This is a genomic window from Hymenobacter terrigena, from assembly GCF_054776515.1.
Map to the genome: position 1 here is coordinate 887,212 of NZ_BAAHBU010000001.1, position 15,382 is coordinate 902,593.

The following is a 15,382-nucleotide window of genomic DNA, read 5'->3' on the forward strand; positions in this document are numbered from 1 at the left end:
GCCCGTATTTTGTTTCCCGAACTTCACTCCGCATGACTGACCCGCACCTTGCCGACCTGCGCAAAACCTACGCCCAGCGCACCCTTTCCGAAGCTGATGTGCTGCCCGAGGCCGTACCCCAATTCCGGGTGTGGCTGGAGGAAGCCCTGGCGGCCCAGGTAGAGGAGCCCACGGCCATGACCGTGAGCACGGTATCGGCCACGGGCCAGCCCTCGTCGCGCGTGGTGCTGCTAAAGGGCTTGCCGGATGACGCCGGCTTTTTGTTTTACACGAATTACGACTCGCGCAAAGGCCAGGAACTGGCGGCGCAGCCGCTGGCGGCGCTCAACTTTTTCTGGCCCGGGCTGGAGCGGCAGGTGCGCGTGGAAGGCCGCGTGGAAAAGGCTCCGGAAGCGATGTCGACCGAGTATTTCCAGAGCCGGCCGCGCAGCAGCCAGCTGGGAGCCTGGGCTTCGCCCCAAAGCCAGGTCATTGGCAGCCGCGAAGAGCTGGAAGCCCGCGAAGAAGCCGTAGCCGAAGAATTTGCGGAGCAGGACCCGTTGCCACGCCCCGACAACTGGGGTGGCTACATCCTGCGCCCCACGCGGCTGGAGCTGTGGCAGGGCCGTCCCAGCCGCCTGCACGACCGAATTGTGTACGAACGCGAAGGCAATGCCTGGAAACGCAGTCGCCTGGCCCCGTGATGAAGTGTTGAGTGGTGAGGATTAAGTATTGAATGACAATTTCAACGCCTCAACACATTCAACACTTACCCTCAACCCTCAACCCTTCTATTTTCTTGGCTGAAATTCAACCTCTGCGCGGCTGGCGCTACAATGCGGTGCTGAGCGTCAACATCGACGCCTATGTTTCGCCGCTGTTCGATGTAGTATCGGCGAAGCAGCGAGAAGCGCTGTATCGCAACCCGCTCAATTCCATTCACCTGTCGGTGCCCCGGGGCGACGACCCGGCCGAGGCCGCGCTGACGCGCCTGCGCGAGTGGGAAGCCAGCGGCGTGCTGCGGCAGGACGAGATGCCGGGCATCTACGCCTACTACCAGTATTTCCAGCTGCCTGGCAGCCCCCGCAAATACTGCCGCAAGGGCTTCATGTGCCATATTCGGGCGTATGACTGGGAAGAGAATGTGGTGCTAAGGCACGAGAACACGCTACCTGCCTCGGTAAACGACCGGGCCGAGCTACTGGCGCGCACCCAGTTTCAGACCAGCGCCACGCACGGACTGTACCGCGACGAGGACTTTGAGCTGGAAGCTTATCTGGACGAGGCCATGCGTTCGCCGCTGGTGGAAACCGAGGAAGACTACCAGGGTGCCCGCGACGTGCTGGCCGTGATTCAGGATGCCGCCGTCATCCGCCGGTTCCAGGCGGTGCTGGCAAGCCGCGAGGTAATTCTGGCCGACGGCCACCACCGCTACGAAGGCTCGCTGGCCTACCGTCAGGCCCGCGAACTGGCCGCTGAAGGCCGCGCCACCGGCCGCGAGCCCTGGAACTATCACCTCATGTACCTCACCAACGCGGCAGCCGACGACCTGCGCATTCTGCCCACGCACCGCCTGCTGCTGGACCTCCCCGGCGACCTGAGCGCCGGCGAGCTGCTGGACCGGCTGGCGCCCTACTTCACGGTATTGCCCACCGACGATGCCAGCGATTTGCCGGAAATAATTGCGGGCAAGCAGTGGGCTTTCGGCTTGTATATGGACGGGCAGGCGTTCAAAATCCGGCTCCGGCCCGAAGTGCACGCGCAGCTGAACTGGGACACGACCGAGGAAGTGAGAGCCCTGGACTTAACGGTGCTGCACTTTTTCGTACTGGAAAAGGTGTTGGGCATTGTGGGGCCGGATGCGCAACGGGCCTGGCCTGGCGTGGCCTACGTGCGCAATTTCACCGAATGCCTGCAGCGCGTGGACCGCGGCGAGGCCCGGGCGGCCTTCATCGTGAACGAAGTGACCATGACTGAAGTGGAAGCCGTGTGCCATTCCGGGGCCGTGATGCCGCCCAAATCGACTTTTTTCTATCCCAAAACCATTGGCGGTTTCCTCTTCAGCAGCATTGCCGATGAAGAAGCCGGCAACGCTTTCGCCGAGTATTTCCAGGCCGACCCCGCGTGAAACTGATTCTAGCCTCCAACTCGCCCCGCCGCCGCCAGCTGCTCACGGACATGGGCCTGCCCTACGAAATCCGGCTGCGCGAAGTCGACGAGGACTTTCCCGCCCACCTGCGCCGGGCCGAAGTAGCCGAATACCTCGCCGCCCACAAAGCCGCCGCCTACGCCCCCGACCTGGCTCCTGATGAGTTGGTGATAACCGCCGACACCATCGTGTGCCTCGAAAACGACGTGCTCAACAAGCCCGCCGACCGCGCCGAGGCCACCGCCATGCTCACCCGCCTGCAAGGGCGCGCCCACGATGTGTTCACGGGCGTGTGCCTGCGGGCAGGCGACGGCCGCCAAGTTGTGTTCTCGGACCAGACCACCGTGCATTTCCGCCCGCTGAGCCCGGTCGAAATCGGCTACTACATCGACACCTGTCAGCCCTACGACAAAGCCGGCTCGTACGGCGCGCAGGACTGGCTGGGCATGGCCGCCATCACCCGGCTCGAAGGCTCGTATTTTAACGTGATGGGCCTGCCCACGCACCGCGTGTGGGCCGAGCTGGAAGCGCTGGGAGCACTGCCCGGCAGCGCTCAGCCGCGATGAGTCCGCAACCAAAGCTACCGGGAGCGCGCTTTTTCAGCATTTTGTCATTGGGACTGTTGGCGTTGTGCGCGGGCTATGCGGCTCTGGTGCTGTACAGCTCTACCTGGGCCGAGGCACGGCAGCTCGACGCCATTTTTCCGTTTTATAAATGGCGCATCCGGCTTTTTTCAGCGGCTGATTTAGACCTCGCCCGGCAGTGGTTGGCGGGCGCGGCAATTATGCTGGGAATCAGCGCCGGCGTATTGGCTACCACACCAGCTGGCCGCGCCGAAAGCCGATTGTTGGGCCGCGAATTGCGTGACGCCTTAATGGGCCTGCGCCGCACTTTCACGGCATTGCCCGCGGGGCAACAGCGCGGCGCCACCCTGCTCCTGCTGGTCCTCACGGCCTTCCGGTTCCTTATCAGCCTGCCGGCCGTGACACCGGGCTATGATGACGTGCCGTCGTACGAAATGTTTGCCAGTAAGAGCCTGCTGGCCGTTTCGGGCTATTACCCAGTGCCGAATAACCATGTGCTGTCCAACACCATCAGTTGGGTATTTTACCAAGTGAATCCCGGGTTTTGGTTTACGATGCGCCTACCGGTGGTGCTGGCCGCTACGGTGGCTACCGTGCTGTTGTTTATGGGCCTGCTCTGGGCGCGGGCCAGCTTTCGGGTGGCGTGGCTGAGTACGCTGCTGTTTAGCCTGGCGCAGCTCAGCCTCTACCACGTAGCCGTGGGCCGGGGCTACTGGCTGCTGACGTTATTCGCGGTGGTCGCCTTTTTCGCATCCCTGGCCCTGGCAAATGGCACGCGCCAGCCCCGCGCAGCCTGGACCGGGCTGGTGCTGGGCGGCGTGCTGGGCCTGTACACGGTACCCACATTCGCGCTGGTGCTGGGGTCGGCTTTTTCGTGGTTGGGGCTGAAGTATTTGCAGCAGCGCAACTGGCCGGCCATTACTTGGCTGGCGGTTTTAGGAGCGGTAGTCGTAGCCGGAAGCCTGCTGCTATATGCGCCGCTGCTGTTCGTATCGGGGCCGGCCATTTTCTTCGGTAACGGCTTTGTGGCCCCAAAACCATTCGGGCAGTTCTGGCATGGCCTGCCGGCATATCTGTGGGAAACCGAGGGCTTCCTGGCAGGTCAGGCCAAGGTCGGCGGACTATTGGTACTCGGCGTCCTGGCAGCCGCACTGGTGCTTTGGCGGCGGGCGGCGCAGTGGCCAATGGCGCTGCGGCAGCCCTGGCAGCACTTAGTCCCGGTGGCGCTGTGGTTCATGGCCTTCCCCTACGCCATGATGGCGGCGCAACGGGTATTTGCCCCCGGCCGCGCGGTTCTGTACAAAGCCTTTTTCTTCTTCCTGCTGCTGGCGTTGGTCATTGACTGGCTCCTGTACGTGGCCCCGAAAGCTTGGCAACGGTGGCTGCGCCCGGCGCTGGGCTTGGTGGCAGTGCTCTGGTTCAGCTACGAAATCAACAGCTTGTGGCGCGACAACCAGCGCCCGCGCCGCCGCAACGATGCCCTGTACCAGGCCTTCCAGTGGCTCGACCAGCACCCCAAAGCGCCCACGCTCATGCCCGAATCAACCCACAGCCTCTTCGTGCGGATGTACCTCCACTCGGAGCGGCCCGGTCAGCGCTGGCCCATCGACCACTTTCCGCAGCCGGGCGTTAGTTACACCTACGTGCTGGCGTTTCCCCAACTGCACGGCTGGTTTCAGCCCCCCTTTGCCTTCCCGCCCGTTTTTCACAATGAGCAGGTGGATATCTACCAACTCAATCCGGCCGTAGCCGATTCGGCCAGCGCAGCGGGGGCGCTTCCCTCCTATTGGCATTTAGCGGAGTAAGGCCATTCCGACGCAGGAGGAAGCTGAGGATAGCATTTGAGCGATTTTTTCAGCTTCCTCCTGCGTCGGAATGGCAATTTCGGAATGACATTTAATGCCCTCGCGCCAGCAGTGCAATGCCGGCCACAATCAGCAGCAGGCCACCCACTTGAGGCAGCGTCAGGGCCTCGCGCAGCACCACCAGCCCCAGCACCGCTGTGAGCAGCACCGAGCCGCCCACAATCACGGGCGTGCCCACGGAGGAATTTACCCCGCGCTGAAACACCACGAACGTGAGGATTTCAGCCAGGCCCACGCCCAGCCCGGCCAGCACCGCCCAGGCCAGCCCCTTGCCCGACAAGGACAATGGCTGGCCCTGCAGCTTCAGTTTCAGCAGCCACGCGGCCCCGAGGGCGGCAGCCACCAGCTGCAGCACCACCGCGCCCACGGCCGGCGGCACATGGTCGGCCGCCAGCTTGATGAAAAAGTTGTAGAGCGCCAGGCACAGGGCCGTGAGCAGCGCCAGGGGCAGCCAGTTCATCATCGGGCTAGACAAGCTTGTAGTTGCGGTACTCGCCCAGCCGGTAGCCCGTCAACTGCTCCAGGAAGCGTTTGAAACGGTCCTTGAAGCGGTGCTGGTTTCGGCTCATGTCGTGCTCGTAGCGCCAGTTTTGCTGCCGGATGCGGCCCAGCATTACCTGCGGATGCGTGCCAGTAAAGCGTTGCAGCGAGTCGACCTGGCTGTAGTCGAATTCTTCAGCGGAGGCCACGTTCTGGGCTACCCAATCATCGGAATGCCACAGCTTGTTGAAGGTTTCCTGCTTGCGCTGCATGGCGGCGGGCGTTTTCACCCAGCCGTAGTGGTGCACGGTGGCATCGAGCAGCTTCACGCGCAGCTTGCTGTTATCGGCCAGCCGGAAGCCCTGCGCGTCGCGGTACGAAGCCACCCCAATGCCGGGCCGCACAATGCGGATTTCGCGCCGGTACCAGCGGTACGAGTCGCCCACGTAGTCATACGAGCCGTAGAAATGGCGGTAATTCAGTAGAAGTCCTTGCACGGATTTATCGTCCTTCCAGCGCTCCATGCCTGCCCGGATGGCCGCGTAGTCAGCCTCGTGCAGCACCTCATCGGCTTGCAGGTAAATGGCCCAGTCGGCATCGGTCGGCACGGCGGCCAGGGCCTTGTCGGTTTCCACGGCCAGCACTCGGCCGCCTTCGCGCAGGGTGTCGTCCCACACGGTTTCGATGATGCGGATTTTTGGGGAATTGATGCCCTGAATCAGGCCCAGCGTGTCATCATCCGAATTGCCTACGGCTACTACTAATTCATCGCAAAGCGGCAAGAGAGAATTTATGCTTTCGAGGACTGGATAGTCGTACTTGATGGCATTTCGGACGAAGGTGAAACCAACTACTTTCATGTGCTATTGTGTCATTCCGAACGCAGTGAGGAATCTGAGTTCTGATTAGGACTAAACAAGTCTGATATTGAGACTAAAAAGTAGTGTCATTGCCAAATATGAGTTCGCTCAAATCCTTCCATTCAGGATTAGCAATGGCCACTAAAGCATCTTTTTTCTCTCGCCGCCAGCCTTTGATTTCCTTTTCCCGAGCAATGGCCTGGTTGATATCCTTAAACTCTTCCCAGTGCATAAGAAGGTTGCAAAAGTAGCGCCCTGCGAACGTGCGGCGGACATTTTCACTTTCGATATGTTCTTCTAGGCGGCGAGCCAAATCGTTGGTTACACCGATGTAGAGAACGGTCCGCTTGGGATTGGTTAGTAGGTAGACAAAGTAGGTTTTCATGTCATTCCGAACGCAGTGAGGAGTCTGACGAATTGGTCTGGCAATCTATTACTCAGATTCCTCACTGCGTTCGGAATGACAACGAATAACTACCGCAGCTTCTCTTTCAGAATCTCCAGCTCCACCGCCGGCGAAATCCGCTCGTAGAGAATATTATACGCGGCCTCCGTTATTGGCATGCTCACTTTGAGCTTCTTATTCAGCTCGTGGATGGACTTCACGGCGTAGTAGCCTTCGGCCACCATGTTCATCTCTAGTTGGGCAGATTTCACGGAGTAGCCGCGCCCCACCATGCTGCCGAACGTGCGGTTGCGCGAGAACTGCGAGTAGGCCGTCACCAGCAAATCGCCGAGGTAGGCCGAGGCCGAGAGGTCGCGCGGCTGCGGGTTGATGGCCTGCAAAAAGCGGCGGATTTCCTGCACCGCGTTGCTCACCAGCACGGCCAGGAAGTTGTCGCCGTAGCCCAGGCCGTGGGCGATGCCGCCGGTGAGGGCGATGATGTTTTTCATCACCGCGCAGTATTCGATGCCGTCGAGGTCGGTGGCCGGGTGCGCGCTCACGAAGCGGTTGCGCAGCAGCTCGCAGAAGGCCAGCGCGAGTCCCGCATCGGGCGAGCCGATGGTGAGGTAACTCTGCTTTTCCAGCGCCACTTCCTCGGCGTGGCACGGCCCGGCAATGACGCCCAGCTGCGTGCGCGGCAGCCGGAACCGCTCGGCCACGTAATCGGTCACGAGCTGGTTTTTGCTCGGAATCATCCCCTTGATGGCCGAAATCACGTTTTTGTGCTTCAGCGCGTCGCGGTCCAGCTTGTCGAGCACAGGCTGCACGAAGGCGGCCGGCACGGCCAACACCAGCCAGTCGGCCTCCTCGATGGCGTCTTCCAGGTCGGTGGTTGGGTACACGCGGTTCAGGTCGAACTGCACGGCCGAGAGGTAGCGCGGGTTGTGGCGGGTACGCAGCAGGTGCTGCACATCGTCTTTCGAGCGCAGCCACCAATCCACGCGGGCGCCGTTTTCGCTGAGGATTTTGGTGAGTGCGGTGGCCCAGGAGCCGCCGCCGAGCATGGCAATTTTTTCCAAAGGAGATGGGTGGGGATAAGGCAGGAAATGGAGTGCAATAACGGCAAAACTCCTCTCCCAAGCCGGAAGAGGAGTTTTGCACGTACGATAGAACCAACTTATTTGGCGTCGTCGGGGCCTTCTTTCAACGCTTCTTTGTTGAGCGATTTCTCGTCCTTGATGTCGACCACCGCGCCATCTTTCAGCGTTTTGGCCACGGCCCGGAACGGTCCGCGCACTACCTGCGCCCCGGCCGGCACGCCGCTCAGAATCTCAATATTCTGGAAGTCGCTGATGCCGGTTTTCACGGGCGTCATCACCGCTTTGCCATCCTTCACCACGAATACCACTTCTTGGATGTCGGCCTTTTTTGTAGCCGCAGTAGGGTCCACGGCCGTGGCGGTGCCGCTGCCCCGGCTGCCGCCCACTCGCGGTCCGTTCTTGGCACTCTCGGTTTTGGCCGAGTCCGAGCGCGTAGTCACGGCGGCCAGCGGCACGCTCAGCACGCCGCTTTTGCGGTCGGTGATGATGTCGACCGAGGCCGTCATGCCCGGGCGGAACGGTACCACGATGTGGCCGCGCACGTTGCGCAACAGGTGCTGGTAGCTCTCGGGCAGCAGCCGGATGCGCACTTCAAACTCGGTCACGGCTTCGGCCGTCAGGGCGTCCTTGGCCGTGTTGGCAATGTTGGTCACGAGGCCGCGAAACTTCTCATCCTTGTTGCTGTAGGCGTCTACTTCCACTTCCACCGAGTCGCCGATGCTCACGTTGTTCACGTCGTTCTCGTTCACGTTCACGCGCACCTCCATGTTGTTGAGGTTGGCAATGCGCATGATTTCGGTACCGGCCATTTGGGTGGTGCCCACCACGCGCTCGCCTTTCTTCACGTTAAGCTTGCTGATGGTGCCGCTCACGGGCGCGTAAATGGTGGTTTTGTTGAGGTTTTTACGGGCTTCTTCCAGCGAGGCTGAGGCCGCATTCACGGTGCTTTGCGAAGCCCGGATGGTTTGCTTCGCGCTGTTTATTTCTTCCTGTGAGGCATTGTAGGCGGCCTGGCTGGCTTCGTAGTCGGCCTGCGAAATCACCTTCTGCTTGTACAGCGAGGCATTGCGGCGGAAGGTCAGCTCCGTCTGCTTAGCCGAAGCCATGAGCTGCTGGAGGCGGGCCTGGGCCTGACCCACGTTGGCGCGCTGGGTGCCCACCTGGGCGCTCTGCATGGCCACCTGGGCCTGATAGTTATCGGGGCGGATACGGAGCAACAGCTGGCCCTTGCGCACGGAATCGCCTTCCTGCACGTAGAGCTCGGTGATTTCGCCGGACACGTCGGGCGAGATTTTCACTTCGGTTTCGGGCTGCACCTTGCCCGAGGCACTCACTTTCTCCACAATGTTGGCAGGACCGGCCTTGGCCACCAGCACTTCCACGCCGGGGACTTTGCCCACCCAGCCCTTCTTTTTCGCCACGGTGTAGCCCACGATGAGCACAAGCACCAGTCCTCCCAGAATGTACAGTAAACGGTTGTTTTTCATGAAAAAGTAGTCGGTAATGGGTATTCAGTAGTCAGACTTTGTCAGGCAAGCAGCGGCACCAGCTATTTAATAATCAGGGCTGAGCTCTGACTACCAAATACCGTTACCGACTACCCGCAGGATTACAATGCCAGCGGCTTGCCCTGGTAAAAGTCGAGCACCTTGCGGCGGAAAATGAAGCTGTATTTGGCCTGAATGCGATTCGATTCGGCGAAGGTGAGGTTGTTCTTGGCGATGTTGAATTCGGTGCCGTTCAGCAGGCCGTTGTTGAAGCGGATTTCTGCGTTGCGTTGCGTCAGCGTGAGGGCGGTTACCTGGCGCTTGCTGGCCGCGTATTGCAGCTGGGCGGCACGCGCATCGGCGTAAGCCTGCTCGATGCTTTGGCGCAGCGTGAGGCGAGCCTGCTCGGCCCGCACCGAGGCCACCTGCTCGTTGATGATGGCCCGCTGCACGCCGGTGCGCACCTGCAAGCCGTTCAGAATGGGCACCGAAAGGCCAAATTGAATGGACTTGCCCAGGTTGTTATTCAGCTGGTCGAAGAAGCGCACCGGCAACACGTCGTAGGTCGGCTGGCCGGGCAGCACCACCGTATAGCCCGTGGTGCCCGGCACCGGATTGCCGGCCGAATCCAGGATATTCAGCGGAAACGGCGTACCCGACGAGGTACCTGTGAGCACGCGCGACACCGACGAAGAGGAGAAACCAGTGAAAATTTGTCCGTTCAAAAACAGACGCGGGTAGTAAGCCCCCCGGGTCAGGTCGATGCTGCGCCGGGCGCTTTGCACCCGTAGCTCGGCTGCTTTTATTTCGGGCAGGCGGGCTGCGGCCCCCTGGTAGGTATCGTTCAGGTCGATGGCGTAGGGCGCTTCCTCGTCGGGGTCGGGCAATTGCGGCACCTCAATCTGAAAATTCTTGGCCGTGGCCGGGTCGAGGTTCAGCAGCTGCATGAGGGCCAGCCGGGCCAGGTCAACCTGGTTCTGGGCCGTGATAACATTTAGCTCATCAGTAGCCAACTGCGATTGGCTGTCGAGCAGCGTACTCTCGGGAATACTGCCGGCTTTGAGCAGGATTTTGGTGCGGGCAATCTGCTCCTGGTCGCTGGAAACGCGGGTTTGGTTGGCCCGCACCAGCTCCTGGGCCAGCATCAGCTGCAGGAACTGCGAGGCCACGTTCAAACTCAAATCGTTGCGGGCCTTGGCCACGTCCTGCACGCTGGCTTCCAGGTCCAGGGCGTTGCGCTTGATGGTGTTGCGCAGCTGGAACCCCTGAAACAACACCAGCTGCGAGGCCGCCGAAAAGTTGTTGGCCCGCACCGTCTGGCTCTGGTACTCGTAGGTGAGCGGGTTCACGCTCGTGCCGTACTGCCAGGTCTGGGTGCCGTTGAGGTTGGCGGTGGGCAGCAGCGCGGCCTTGCTTTGGCGCAGCACCTGCTGGTTGCCCTGAGCCGTGAGTGCATACTGGCGCACGCCCAGGTTATGCTCCAGGGCATAGTCCACGGCGCGTTGCAGCGTCCAGGGGCCGGTGGCGGGCTGGTCGGAGCTGCCCAGCGCGGCGGCGGGCGGCGAGGCCGGAATGGCCGGCGTTTGGGCCAGGGCGGCCGGTCCCAGCAGCAGGTTCAGCCCCAGCCCGGCCAGGGCCAGCGCCCGGGGCGAGTAGGCGGCAATGGGTATCCTCGTTTTCATCTTGCAGAAAATTGGGTGCGTGGTGGTAGCATAATCGGTTTCGGGACGGCTTTATTACACGACCGGGCCTTAGTCCAGCGTCGGGATGTAGGTGATGCCCTGCACCCAGCTCAGTTGACGCAGATAGGCCAGGGTTATTTCTTTAATCGGGCTGTCCATTTCGATAAACTGCCGGGCGACGTCGTTGCGGCCCTTGCGGCTCACCATCATGGTGGCAATGTTGCATTGGTCGTGGGCGATGACGGAGGCGATGAAGGCTATGGAGCCGGGCACGTCGTCGGCATCGATGATGAGCGTGTGCAGCGCCCCCGAAAAATCGGCCGGAAAGCCGTCCACTTCCACAATGCGAATCACGCCGCCGCCCCGGCTCTGGCCCACCACTTCCACGCGGCGGCCGGTGGCGCCGTCCAGCAGGTTCAGCTTGATGGTGTTGGGGTGCATGGTGGAGGCATTGCCCACGCTCTGAAAAGTATAGCGCAGGCCGGCGGCCTCGGCATGGTCGAACGCGGTGCGGATGCGGGTGTCGTCGGGGGCGTAGCCCAGCAGGCCGGCCACAATGGCGCGGTCCGAGCCGTGCCCCTCATACGTGCGGGCAAACGAGTTGTAGAACGTGACCACCGCCTCGGTGGGCACCGCGCCCAGGATGCGAATGGCGGCGCGCGCAATGCGCACCACCCCGGCCGTGTGCGACGAGCTCGGCCCAATCATTACGGGCCCAATCATATCAAAAATGCTGGATTTTTCAGCCATGGGCAGATGCCTTCGGTGCGGTTTGGAAAGCTAAAAGTAGCGCTTGCGCGGCGGAGTGAGCGGTGCCGACACCTGGCACTATTTACACAAAAAGTTTTCGCGCCAAATTCTTTTTATCAGGAATTCCAGGGCAAAGATGCGCCCCAACCGTTTTGGTTGCGAATTGTTCGGCACGCCGCGTAAAATACCGCTTTGTGAAGTCAGCTTTTTAACGATATTTGTTGCGGGCCACCCAGCCTGTCCCCACCCTCCCACCTCACCCCCATTTTCATGTCCCCCTCTCCCACCCAGGAGGAGTTTTCTCCCGCCGTACTGGCGCAGCTGCGCCGGCTCCAGGAGAAATACGCCCCCGACGGCCAAGACCTGGCCGCCTACCTCGAAGGTCTGTATCACGCCAAATACGTTAACTACTGGGATTATATCGAGTTAGACACTTTACTCTCCCTCCAACGGCCGCTCACCAACATCCCCGACGAGCGGATTTTCATCATGTACCACCAGATTTCGGAGCTGTATTTCAAGCTCTGCCTGTGTGAATATGAGCAAATTGGCGACCTCGAGCAGCCCACGCTGGGCGAAGTCGTACTGCGCATCGGCCGCATCAACCGCTATTTCGACAACCTCATCGACTCGTTTGATGTGATGGTGGACGGCATGGACAAGCAGCAGTTCCTCGATTTCCGCATGGCCCTGATGCCCGCCTCAGGCTTCCAGAGCGTGCAGTACCGCATGATTGAGATTGCCAGCACCAGCCTCGAAAACCTCACCGACGAGGCCAAACGCCAGGCCTTGGGCAAGGCTTCGGCTTATGATTATGACGCGCTGCTGGGCTGCATCTACTGGAAAGCCGGGGCCACCATCGAAGCCAGCGGGGCCAAAGCCCTCACGCTCATCGAATTCGAGCGCAAGTACACCGCCGACCTCGTTCGCCACGCCGAAGCCTTCCACCAGCGCAACGTGTGGGCCGTGGTGCAGCGCCTGCCCGAAGCGGAGCGCCACCACCCCCGCCTGCTGCGCGCCCTGCGTCAGCTCGACGTGAGCGTGAATGTGAACTGGCCGCTGATGCACTTCAAATCGGCCGTACGCTACCTGCACCGCAACCCCACCGACCTCGCCGCCACCGGCGGTACCAACTGGCGCAGCTACCTGCCGCCCAAGTTCCAACGCCGCATTTTCTATCCCCAGCTCTGGAACGCCCAGGAACTCGAAGACTGGGGCAAAGGCTGGGTAGAAAGCGTGCTGGAAGAAACGGGTGTTGGCGCGTAGCCTTTGCATATCCGAATAGAAAAAGGGAGGCCTCATCATTCAGCTGATGAGGCCTCCTTTTTTCTATTCAGTCAGCTGCTTAAAGCCGACGTTGGAATAATGAACTAGGTTTTAAAACATTCAACCGGGTTAACCGTCAGGCGTTGTAAGCATGCTTACTTAAGCCCTCTTTTATGGACGCGCTGCCCCTGACCGGCCTCATTGACCGTCGTATTCTCTTGAATTTTCGCGCCGACCCGGCGGTGGTAAGCAGGCTTTTACCCGCCCCATTCCGACCACAGTTAATGGCGGGAAAAGCCATGGTGGGCATCTGTCTGATTCGCTTAAAGCAAGAGCGGCTTCGCGGTCTTCCGGTAGCCTTCGGACTGGAGTCAGAAAATGGAGCCCACCGCATCGCCGTTGAGTGGGAGGCGGGGGCCAAGCTGCACCGGGGCGTTTACATTCCCCGACGTGACACCTCTTCCCGTATCAACTGCCTATTGGGAAATCACCTCTTTGGCAAACACTATCACAGCAAATTCCAGGTAAAGGAAAAAGACGGGCGTTACGCCGTTTCGTTCCTCAGCTCCGACGGCACTTGCTTGGCAGTGGAAGCGGAGGAAACCATGAACTGGCCGGCAACCAGCATTTTTGACAGCTTGGAGCAGGCTTCCGAATTTTATCGAAATGGGGCGACTGGCTACTCCCCCAATCCATCCGGGGCTGGTTTTAGCGGAGTTAAGCTAAATACGCCTCAGTGGCAGGTTTCGTCCCTAGCAGTGGGCAATATCACCTCCACCTACTTTGAAGATGCGACCCTGTTCCCACCCAATTCGATTGTTTTCGACAACGCCCTAATAATGAAAAACACCGCCCACGAGTGGCATCGTATATCAGCACTTTAGCCCGTCTTGTGCCTTTTTCGGCACTGTTCCCGGCTGCCGGTGCCCAGCAGCGGGAACAGTGCTCTATCCGTAATGTACCCGTGACGACACAACGGTGCTGAAGGATGCCGGGGCAGCCATCCTAAACCTGATTTTTTCCGAGCATTAAATTTTCTAAGCACTTGGCCTTGCCGCATGGCCAATGCCCCGATAGTTTAAATTACCGTCGGTTGGTGCCATACATTTTCCACCGGCCGAAAAAGGCAATCGCCGCGGCCACGATAACCAGCCCTACCGTCGCGTAGCGGAATCCGCCCTGGCCGGTCTGCGTCCAACTCCACCAGGCCACAATGCCTGCCAGAAACATCAGCGTGGTGACCAGCAACAGCCGCGCAGGGGAAACATACGGTGACTTCATTAGGGATTTCATTGCCGAAGAAGTTTGGTGATAAAACGAATGAACAGGCTGACAAACTCCCGCAAACAGAATCGAACCACTGCCGAGGGGCTTGCAACACTCTAAATATAGGGATATTATTGAGGTAAAACAAGTAGCCCGATGCAAGGCTGTACTGGGCGGTGCGAGCTTGTCTGGTGCTTAATCCGCCATCGTTCCTTTCTCTGCCCGCGTTTCCCCCATGCGCCAGTACACCAGCAGTGAGAGTAGCGCGCAGCCCGTCACGTACCAGTAAAACCATTCTTCCACGCCGTGCTGCTTGGCGAACAAAGCCACGTACTCCGCGGTACCACCGAAGATGGCCACGGTGAGGGCAAACGGCAGGCCCACCCCCAGGGCCCGGATTTCGGTCGGAAAAAGCTCCGCCTTCACCACCGCGCTGATGGACGTGTAGCCGCTCACCACGAACAGCGCCGCGATTAGCAGACCCGCCGCCAGCCAGGCATCGTGCGTGTGGGCCAGCTGGCGCAGCAACGGCACCGTGCCCAGCGTGGCCCCAATGCCAAACATGAGCAGCACCGGCCGCCGCCCCAACTTATCGGAAATCGCCCCCAGCAAGGGCTGAAACAGCAGCGCCACCGCCATTACCCCGAACGAAATCAGGGTGGCCTGCTCCTTGGAAAAGCCGGAAGTATTGACCAGAAATTTCTGGGCGTAGGTAGTGAAAGTGTAGAATGCCAGCGTGCCGCCCAGGGTAAGGCCCACCACAGTAAGCACGGCGCGCGGATGCTGCATCAACAAGCGGAACTGACTGGGCGACGGTGCACGGCCTTCGCCTTCGGGGTTGGCCAGAACGGCATTTTGCTGCTGCTCGAAAGCAGCGGTTTCGCCCATGTGCGTGCGCAGGTAGAGTGCGCCCATTGCCGCCAATGCCCCGATGACAAACGGGACGCGCCAGCCCCATTCGCCCAGCTGCACCGGGGTGAGCAGTTGCTGCAATCCCAGCTGCACCACCAGCGCCAGCAGCTGCCCGCCCATCAGGGTGAGATACTGAAAGCTGGACCAGAAGCCGCGATGCTTTGCCCCGGCCATTTCGCTCAGGTAAGTGGCCGAGGTGCCGTACTCGCCCCCTACACTGATGCCCTGCACCAGCCGGGCCAGCAGCAGCAGCGCCGGCGCAGCCACCCCAATACTGGCGTAACCCGGGGCGGCCGCAATCAGCAGCGAACCGCCGGCCATGAGCCGCACCGAAAGCAACAGCGCGGCCCGGCGGCCATTCCGGTCGGCATACGCGCCCAGGAGCCAGGCCCCCAGCGGCCGCATCAGAAACCCCACCGCAAAAATCGCGGCCGTGTTCAGCAGCTGAGCCGTGGCACTGCCTTTTGGGAAAAAGACGGGGGCAAAGTAGAGCGCAAAGGCTGAGTAGGCATACCAGTCGTACCACTCGACCAGGTTACCAATCGAGCCACTGACGATGGAGCGGAGCCGCGAAACAGGCGTTGAAACTGTAAGTGTTGTCATGGGGCAAATAAACG

15 protein-coding genes are annotated in these 15,382 nt (G+C 60.6%); 6 read left to right on the forward strand and 9 right to left on the reverse strand.

Features of this window, described 5'->3' with window-relative positions; translation table 11 throughout:
- Window positions 1-32: 32 nt before the first annotated feature.
- The 4 genes from pdxH to ACYU7Q_RS03535 all read left to right on the forward strand — a co-directional run bounded on the left by pdxH (window position 33) and on the right by ACYU7Q_RS03535 (window position 4,517).
- On the forward strand, window positions 33-683 hold the full coding sequence (gene pdxH, locus ACYU7Q_RS03520) for a pyridoxine/pyridoxamine 5'-phosphate oxidase (protein WP_460608046.1): 651 nt from the start codon (window positions 33-35) through the stop codon (window positions 681-683).
- Window positions 684-778: 95 nt separating this feature from the next.
- Window positions 779-2,107 (forward strand): DUF1015 domain-containing protein, encoded by a 1,329-nt coding sequence (locus tag ACYU7Q_RS03525; RefSeq protein ID WP_460608047.1) that lies wholly within the window; start codon window positions 779-781, stop codon window positions 2,105-2,107.
- Window positions 2,104-2,694 carry a Maf family protein gene (locus ACYU7Q_RS03530; protein WP_460608048.1) on the forward strand — a complete coding sequence of 197 codons (591 nt, stop codon included), beginning with the start codon at window positions 2,104-2,106 and terminating at the stop codon, window positions 2,692-2,694. The genes ACYU7Q_RS03525 and ACYU7Q_RS03530 overlap by 4 nt, the downstream gene beginning before the upstream one ends.
- Window positions 2,695-2,735: 41 nt before the next feature.
- Window positions 2,736-4,517, forward strand: a complete 1,782-nt coding sequence (locus ACYU7Q_RS03535) for a hypothetical protein (RefSeq protein ID WP_460608049.1) — start codon at window positions 2,736-2,738, stop codon at window positions 4,515-4,517.
- Between the two features lie 91 nt (window positions 4,518-4,608).
- Here the strand turns inward: ACYU7Q_RS03535 and ACYU7Q_RS03540 are convergent, their stop codons facing one another.
- The 7 genes from ACYU7Q_RS03540 to sdaAB all read right to left on the reverse strand — a co-directional run bounded on the left by ACYU7Q_RS03540 (window position 4,609) and on the right by sdaAB (window position 11,321).
- A complete protein-coding gene (locus tag ACYU7Q_RS03540) occupies window positions 4,609-5,040 on the reverse strand; it encodes an EamA family transporter (protein ID WP_460608050.1) in 432 nt (143 codons plus the stop codon).
- Window positions 5,041-5,044: 4 nt separating this feature from the next.
- Complete coding sequence (locus ACYU7Q_RS03545) at window positions 5,045-5,917, reverse strand: glycosyltransferase family 2 protein (protein ID WP_460608051.1); 873 nt, start codon at window positions 5,915-5,917, stop codon at window positions 5,045-5,047.
- 73 nt (window positions 5,918-5,990) lie between these two features.
- Window positions 5,991-6,302 (reverse strand): GIY-YIG nuclease family protein, encoded by a 312-nt coding sequence (locus ACYU7Q_RS03550; RefSeq protein ID WP_460608052.1) that lies wholly within the window; start codon window positions 6,300-6,302, stop codon window positions 5,991-5,993.
- 89 nt (window positions 6,303-6,391) lie between these two features.
- Entirely contained in the window at window positions 6,392-7,381 is a 990-nt protein-coding gene (locus tag ACYU7Q_RS03555; protein WP_460608053.1) for an NAD(P)H-dependent glycerol-3-phosphate dehydrogenase, read from the reverse strand.
- Between the two features lie 98 nt (window positions 7,382-7,479).
- Complete coding sequence (locus ACYU7Q_RS03560; protein WP_460608054.1) at window positions 7,480-8,889, reverse strand: efflux RND transporter periplasmic adaptor subunit; 1,410 nt, start codon at window positions 8,887-8,889, stop codon at window positions 7,480-7,482.
- Between the two features lie 122 nt (window positions 8,890-9,011).
- Window positions 9,012-10,571 (reverse strand): TolC family protein, encoded by a 1,560-nt coding sequence (locus ACYU7Q_RS03565; protein WP_460608055.1) that lies wholly within the window; start codon window positions 10,569-10,571, stop codon window positions 9,012-9,014.
- A 69-nt stretch (window positions 10,572-10,640) separates the two neighbouring features.
- The gene (gene sdaAB, locus ACYU7Q_RS03570; RefSeq protein ID WP_460608056.1) at window positions 10,641-11,321 is read right to left on the reverse strand and encodes an L-serine ammonia-lyase, iron-sulfur-dependent subunit beta; all 681 of its coding nucleotides are present in this window, start codon (window positions 11,319-11,321) and stop codon (window positions 10,641-10,643) included.
- Window positions 11,322-11,591: 270 nt separating this feature from the next.
- On the opposite strand from sdaAB, the gene ACYU7Q_RS03575 reads away from it, so the two are divergent.
- Window positions 11,592-12,587 (forward strand): tryptophan 2,3-dioxygenase, encoded by a 996-nt coding sequence (locus tag ACYU7Q_RS03575; protein WP_460608057.1) that lies wholly within the window; start codon window positions 11,592-11,594, stop codon window positions 12,585-12,587.
- Window positions 12,588-12,760: 173 nt separating this feature from the next.
- A complete protein-coding gene (locus ACYU7Q_RS03580; RefSeq protein ID WP_460608058.1) occupies window positions 12,761-13,471 on the forward strand; it encodes a YqjF family protein in 711 nt (236 codons plus the stop codon).
- Between the two features lie 199 nt (window positions 13,472-13,670).
- Here ACYU7Q_RS03580 and ACYU7Q_RS03585 read toward each other — a convergent pair whose 3' ends face one another.
- Together ACYU7Q_RS03585 and ACYU7Q_RS03590 are read right to left on the reverse strand one after the other, a co-directional pair.
- On the reverse strand, window positions 13,671-13,880 hold the full coding sequence (locus ACYU7Q_RS03585) for a hypothetical protein (RefSeq protein WP_460608059.1): 210 nt from the start codon (window positions 13,878-13,880) through the stop codon (window positions 13,671-13,673).
- A gap of 168 nt (window positions 13,881-14,048) precedes the next feature.
- Window positions 14,049-15,368 carry an MFS transporter gene (locus ACYU7Q_RS03590; protein ID WP_460608060.1) on the reverse strand — a complete coding sequence of 440 codons (1,320 nt, stop codon included), beginning with the start codon at window positions 15,366-15,368 and terminating at the stop codon, window positions 14,049-14,051.
- Window positions 15,369-15,382 lie beyond the last annotated feature (14 nt).

Bases quoted from the DNA above. Each gene is read 5' to 3' on its own strand.
- sdaAB (WP_460608056.1), bottom strand. From the start codon at position 11,321: ATGGCTGAAAAATCCAGCATTTTTGATATGATTGGGCCCGTAATGATT.
- ACYU7Q_RS03575 (WP_460608057.1), top strand. From the start codon at position 11,592: ATGTCCCCCTCTCCCACCCAGGAGGAGTTTTCTCCCGCCGTACTGGCG.
- ACYU7Q_RS03585 (WP_460608059.1), bottom strand. From the start codon at position 13,880: ATGAAATCCCTAATGAAGTCACCGTATGTTTCCCCTGCGCGGCTGTTG.
- ACYU7Q_RS03540 (WP_460608050.1), bottom strand. From the start codon at position 5,040: ATGATGAACTGGCTGCCCCTGGCGCTGCTCACGGCCCTGTGCCTGGCG.
- pdxH (WP_460608046.1), top strand. From the start codon at position 33: ATGACTGACCCGCACCTTGCCGACCTGCGCAAAACCTACGCCCAGCGC.
- ACYU7Q_RS03560 (WP_460608054.1), bottom strand. From the start codon at position 8,889: ATGAAAAACAACCGTTTACTGTACATTCTGGGAGGACTGGTGCTTGTG.
- ACYU7Q_RS03545 (WP_460608051.1), bottom strand. From the start codon at position 5,917: ATGAAAGTAGTTGGTTTCACCTTCGTCCGAAATGCCATCAAGTACGAC.
- ACYU7Q_RS03565 (WP_460608055.1), bottom strand. From the start codon at position 10,571: ATGAAAACGAGGATACCCATTGCCGCCTACTCGCCCCGGGCGCTGGCC.
- ACYU7Q_RS03580 (WP_460608058.1), top strand. From the start codon at position 12,761: ATGGACGCGCTGCCCCTGACCGGCCTCATTGACCGTCGTATTCTCTTG.
- ACYU7Q_RS03590 (WP_460608060.1), bottom strand. From the start codon at position 15,368: ATGACAACACTTACAGTTTCAACGCCTGTTTCGCGGCTCCGCTCCATC.
- ACYU7Q_RS03550 (WP_460608052.1), bottom strand. From the start codon at position 6,302: ATGAAAACCTACTTTGTCTACCTACTAACCAATCCCAAGCGGACCGTT.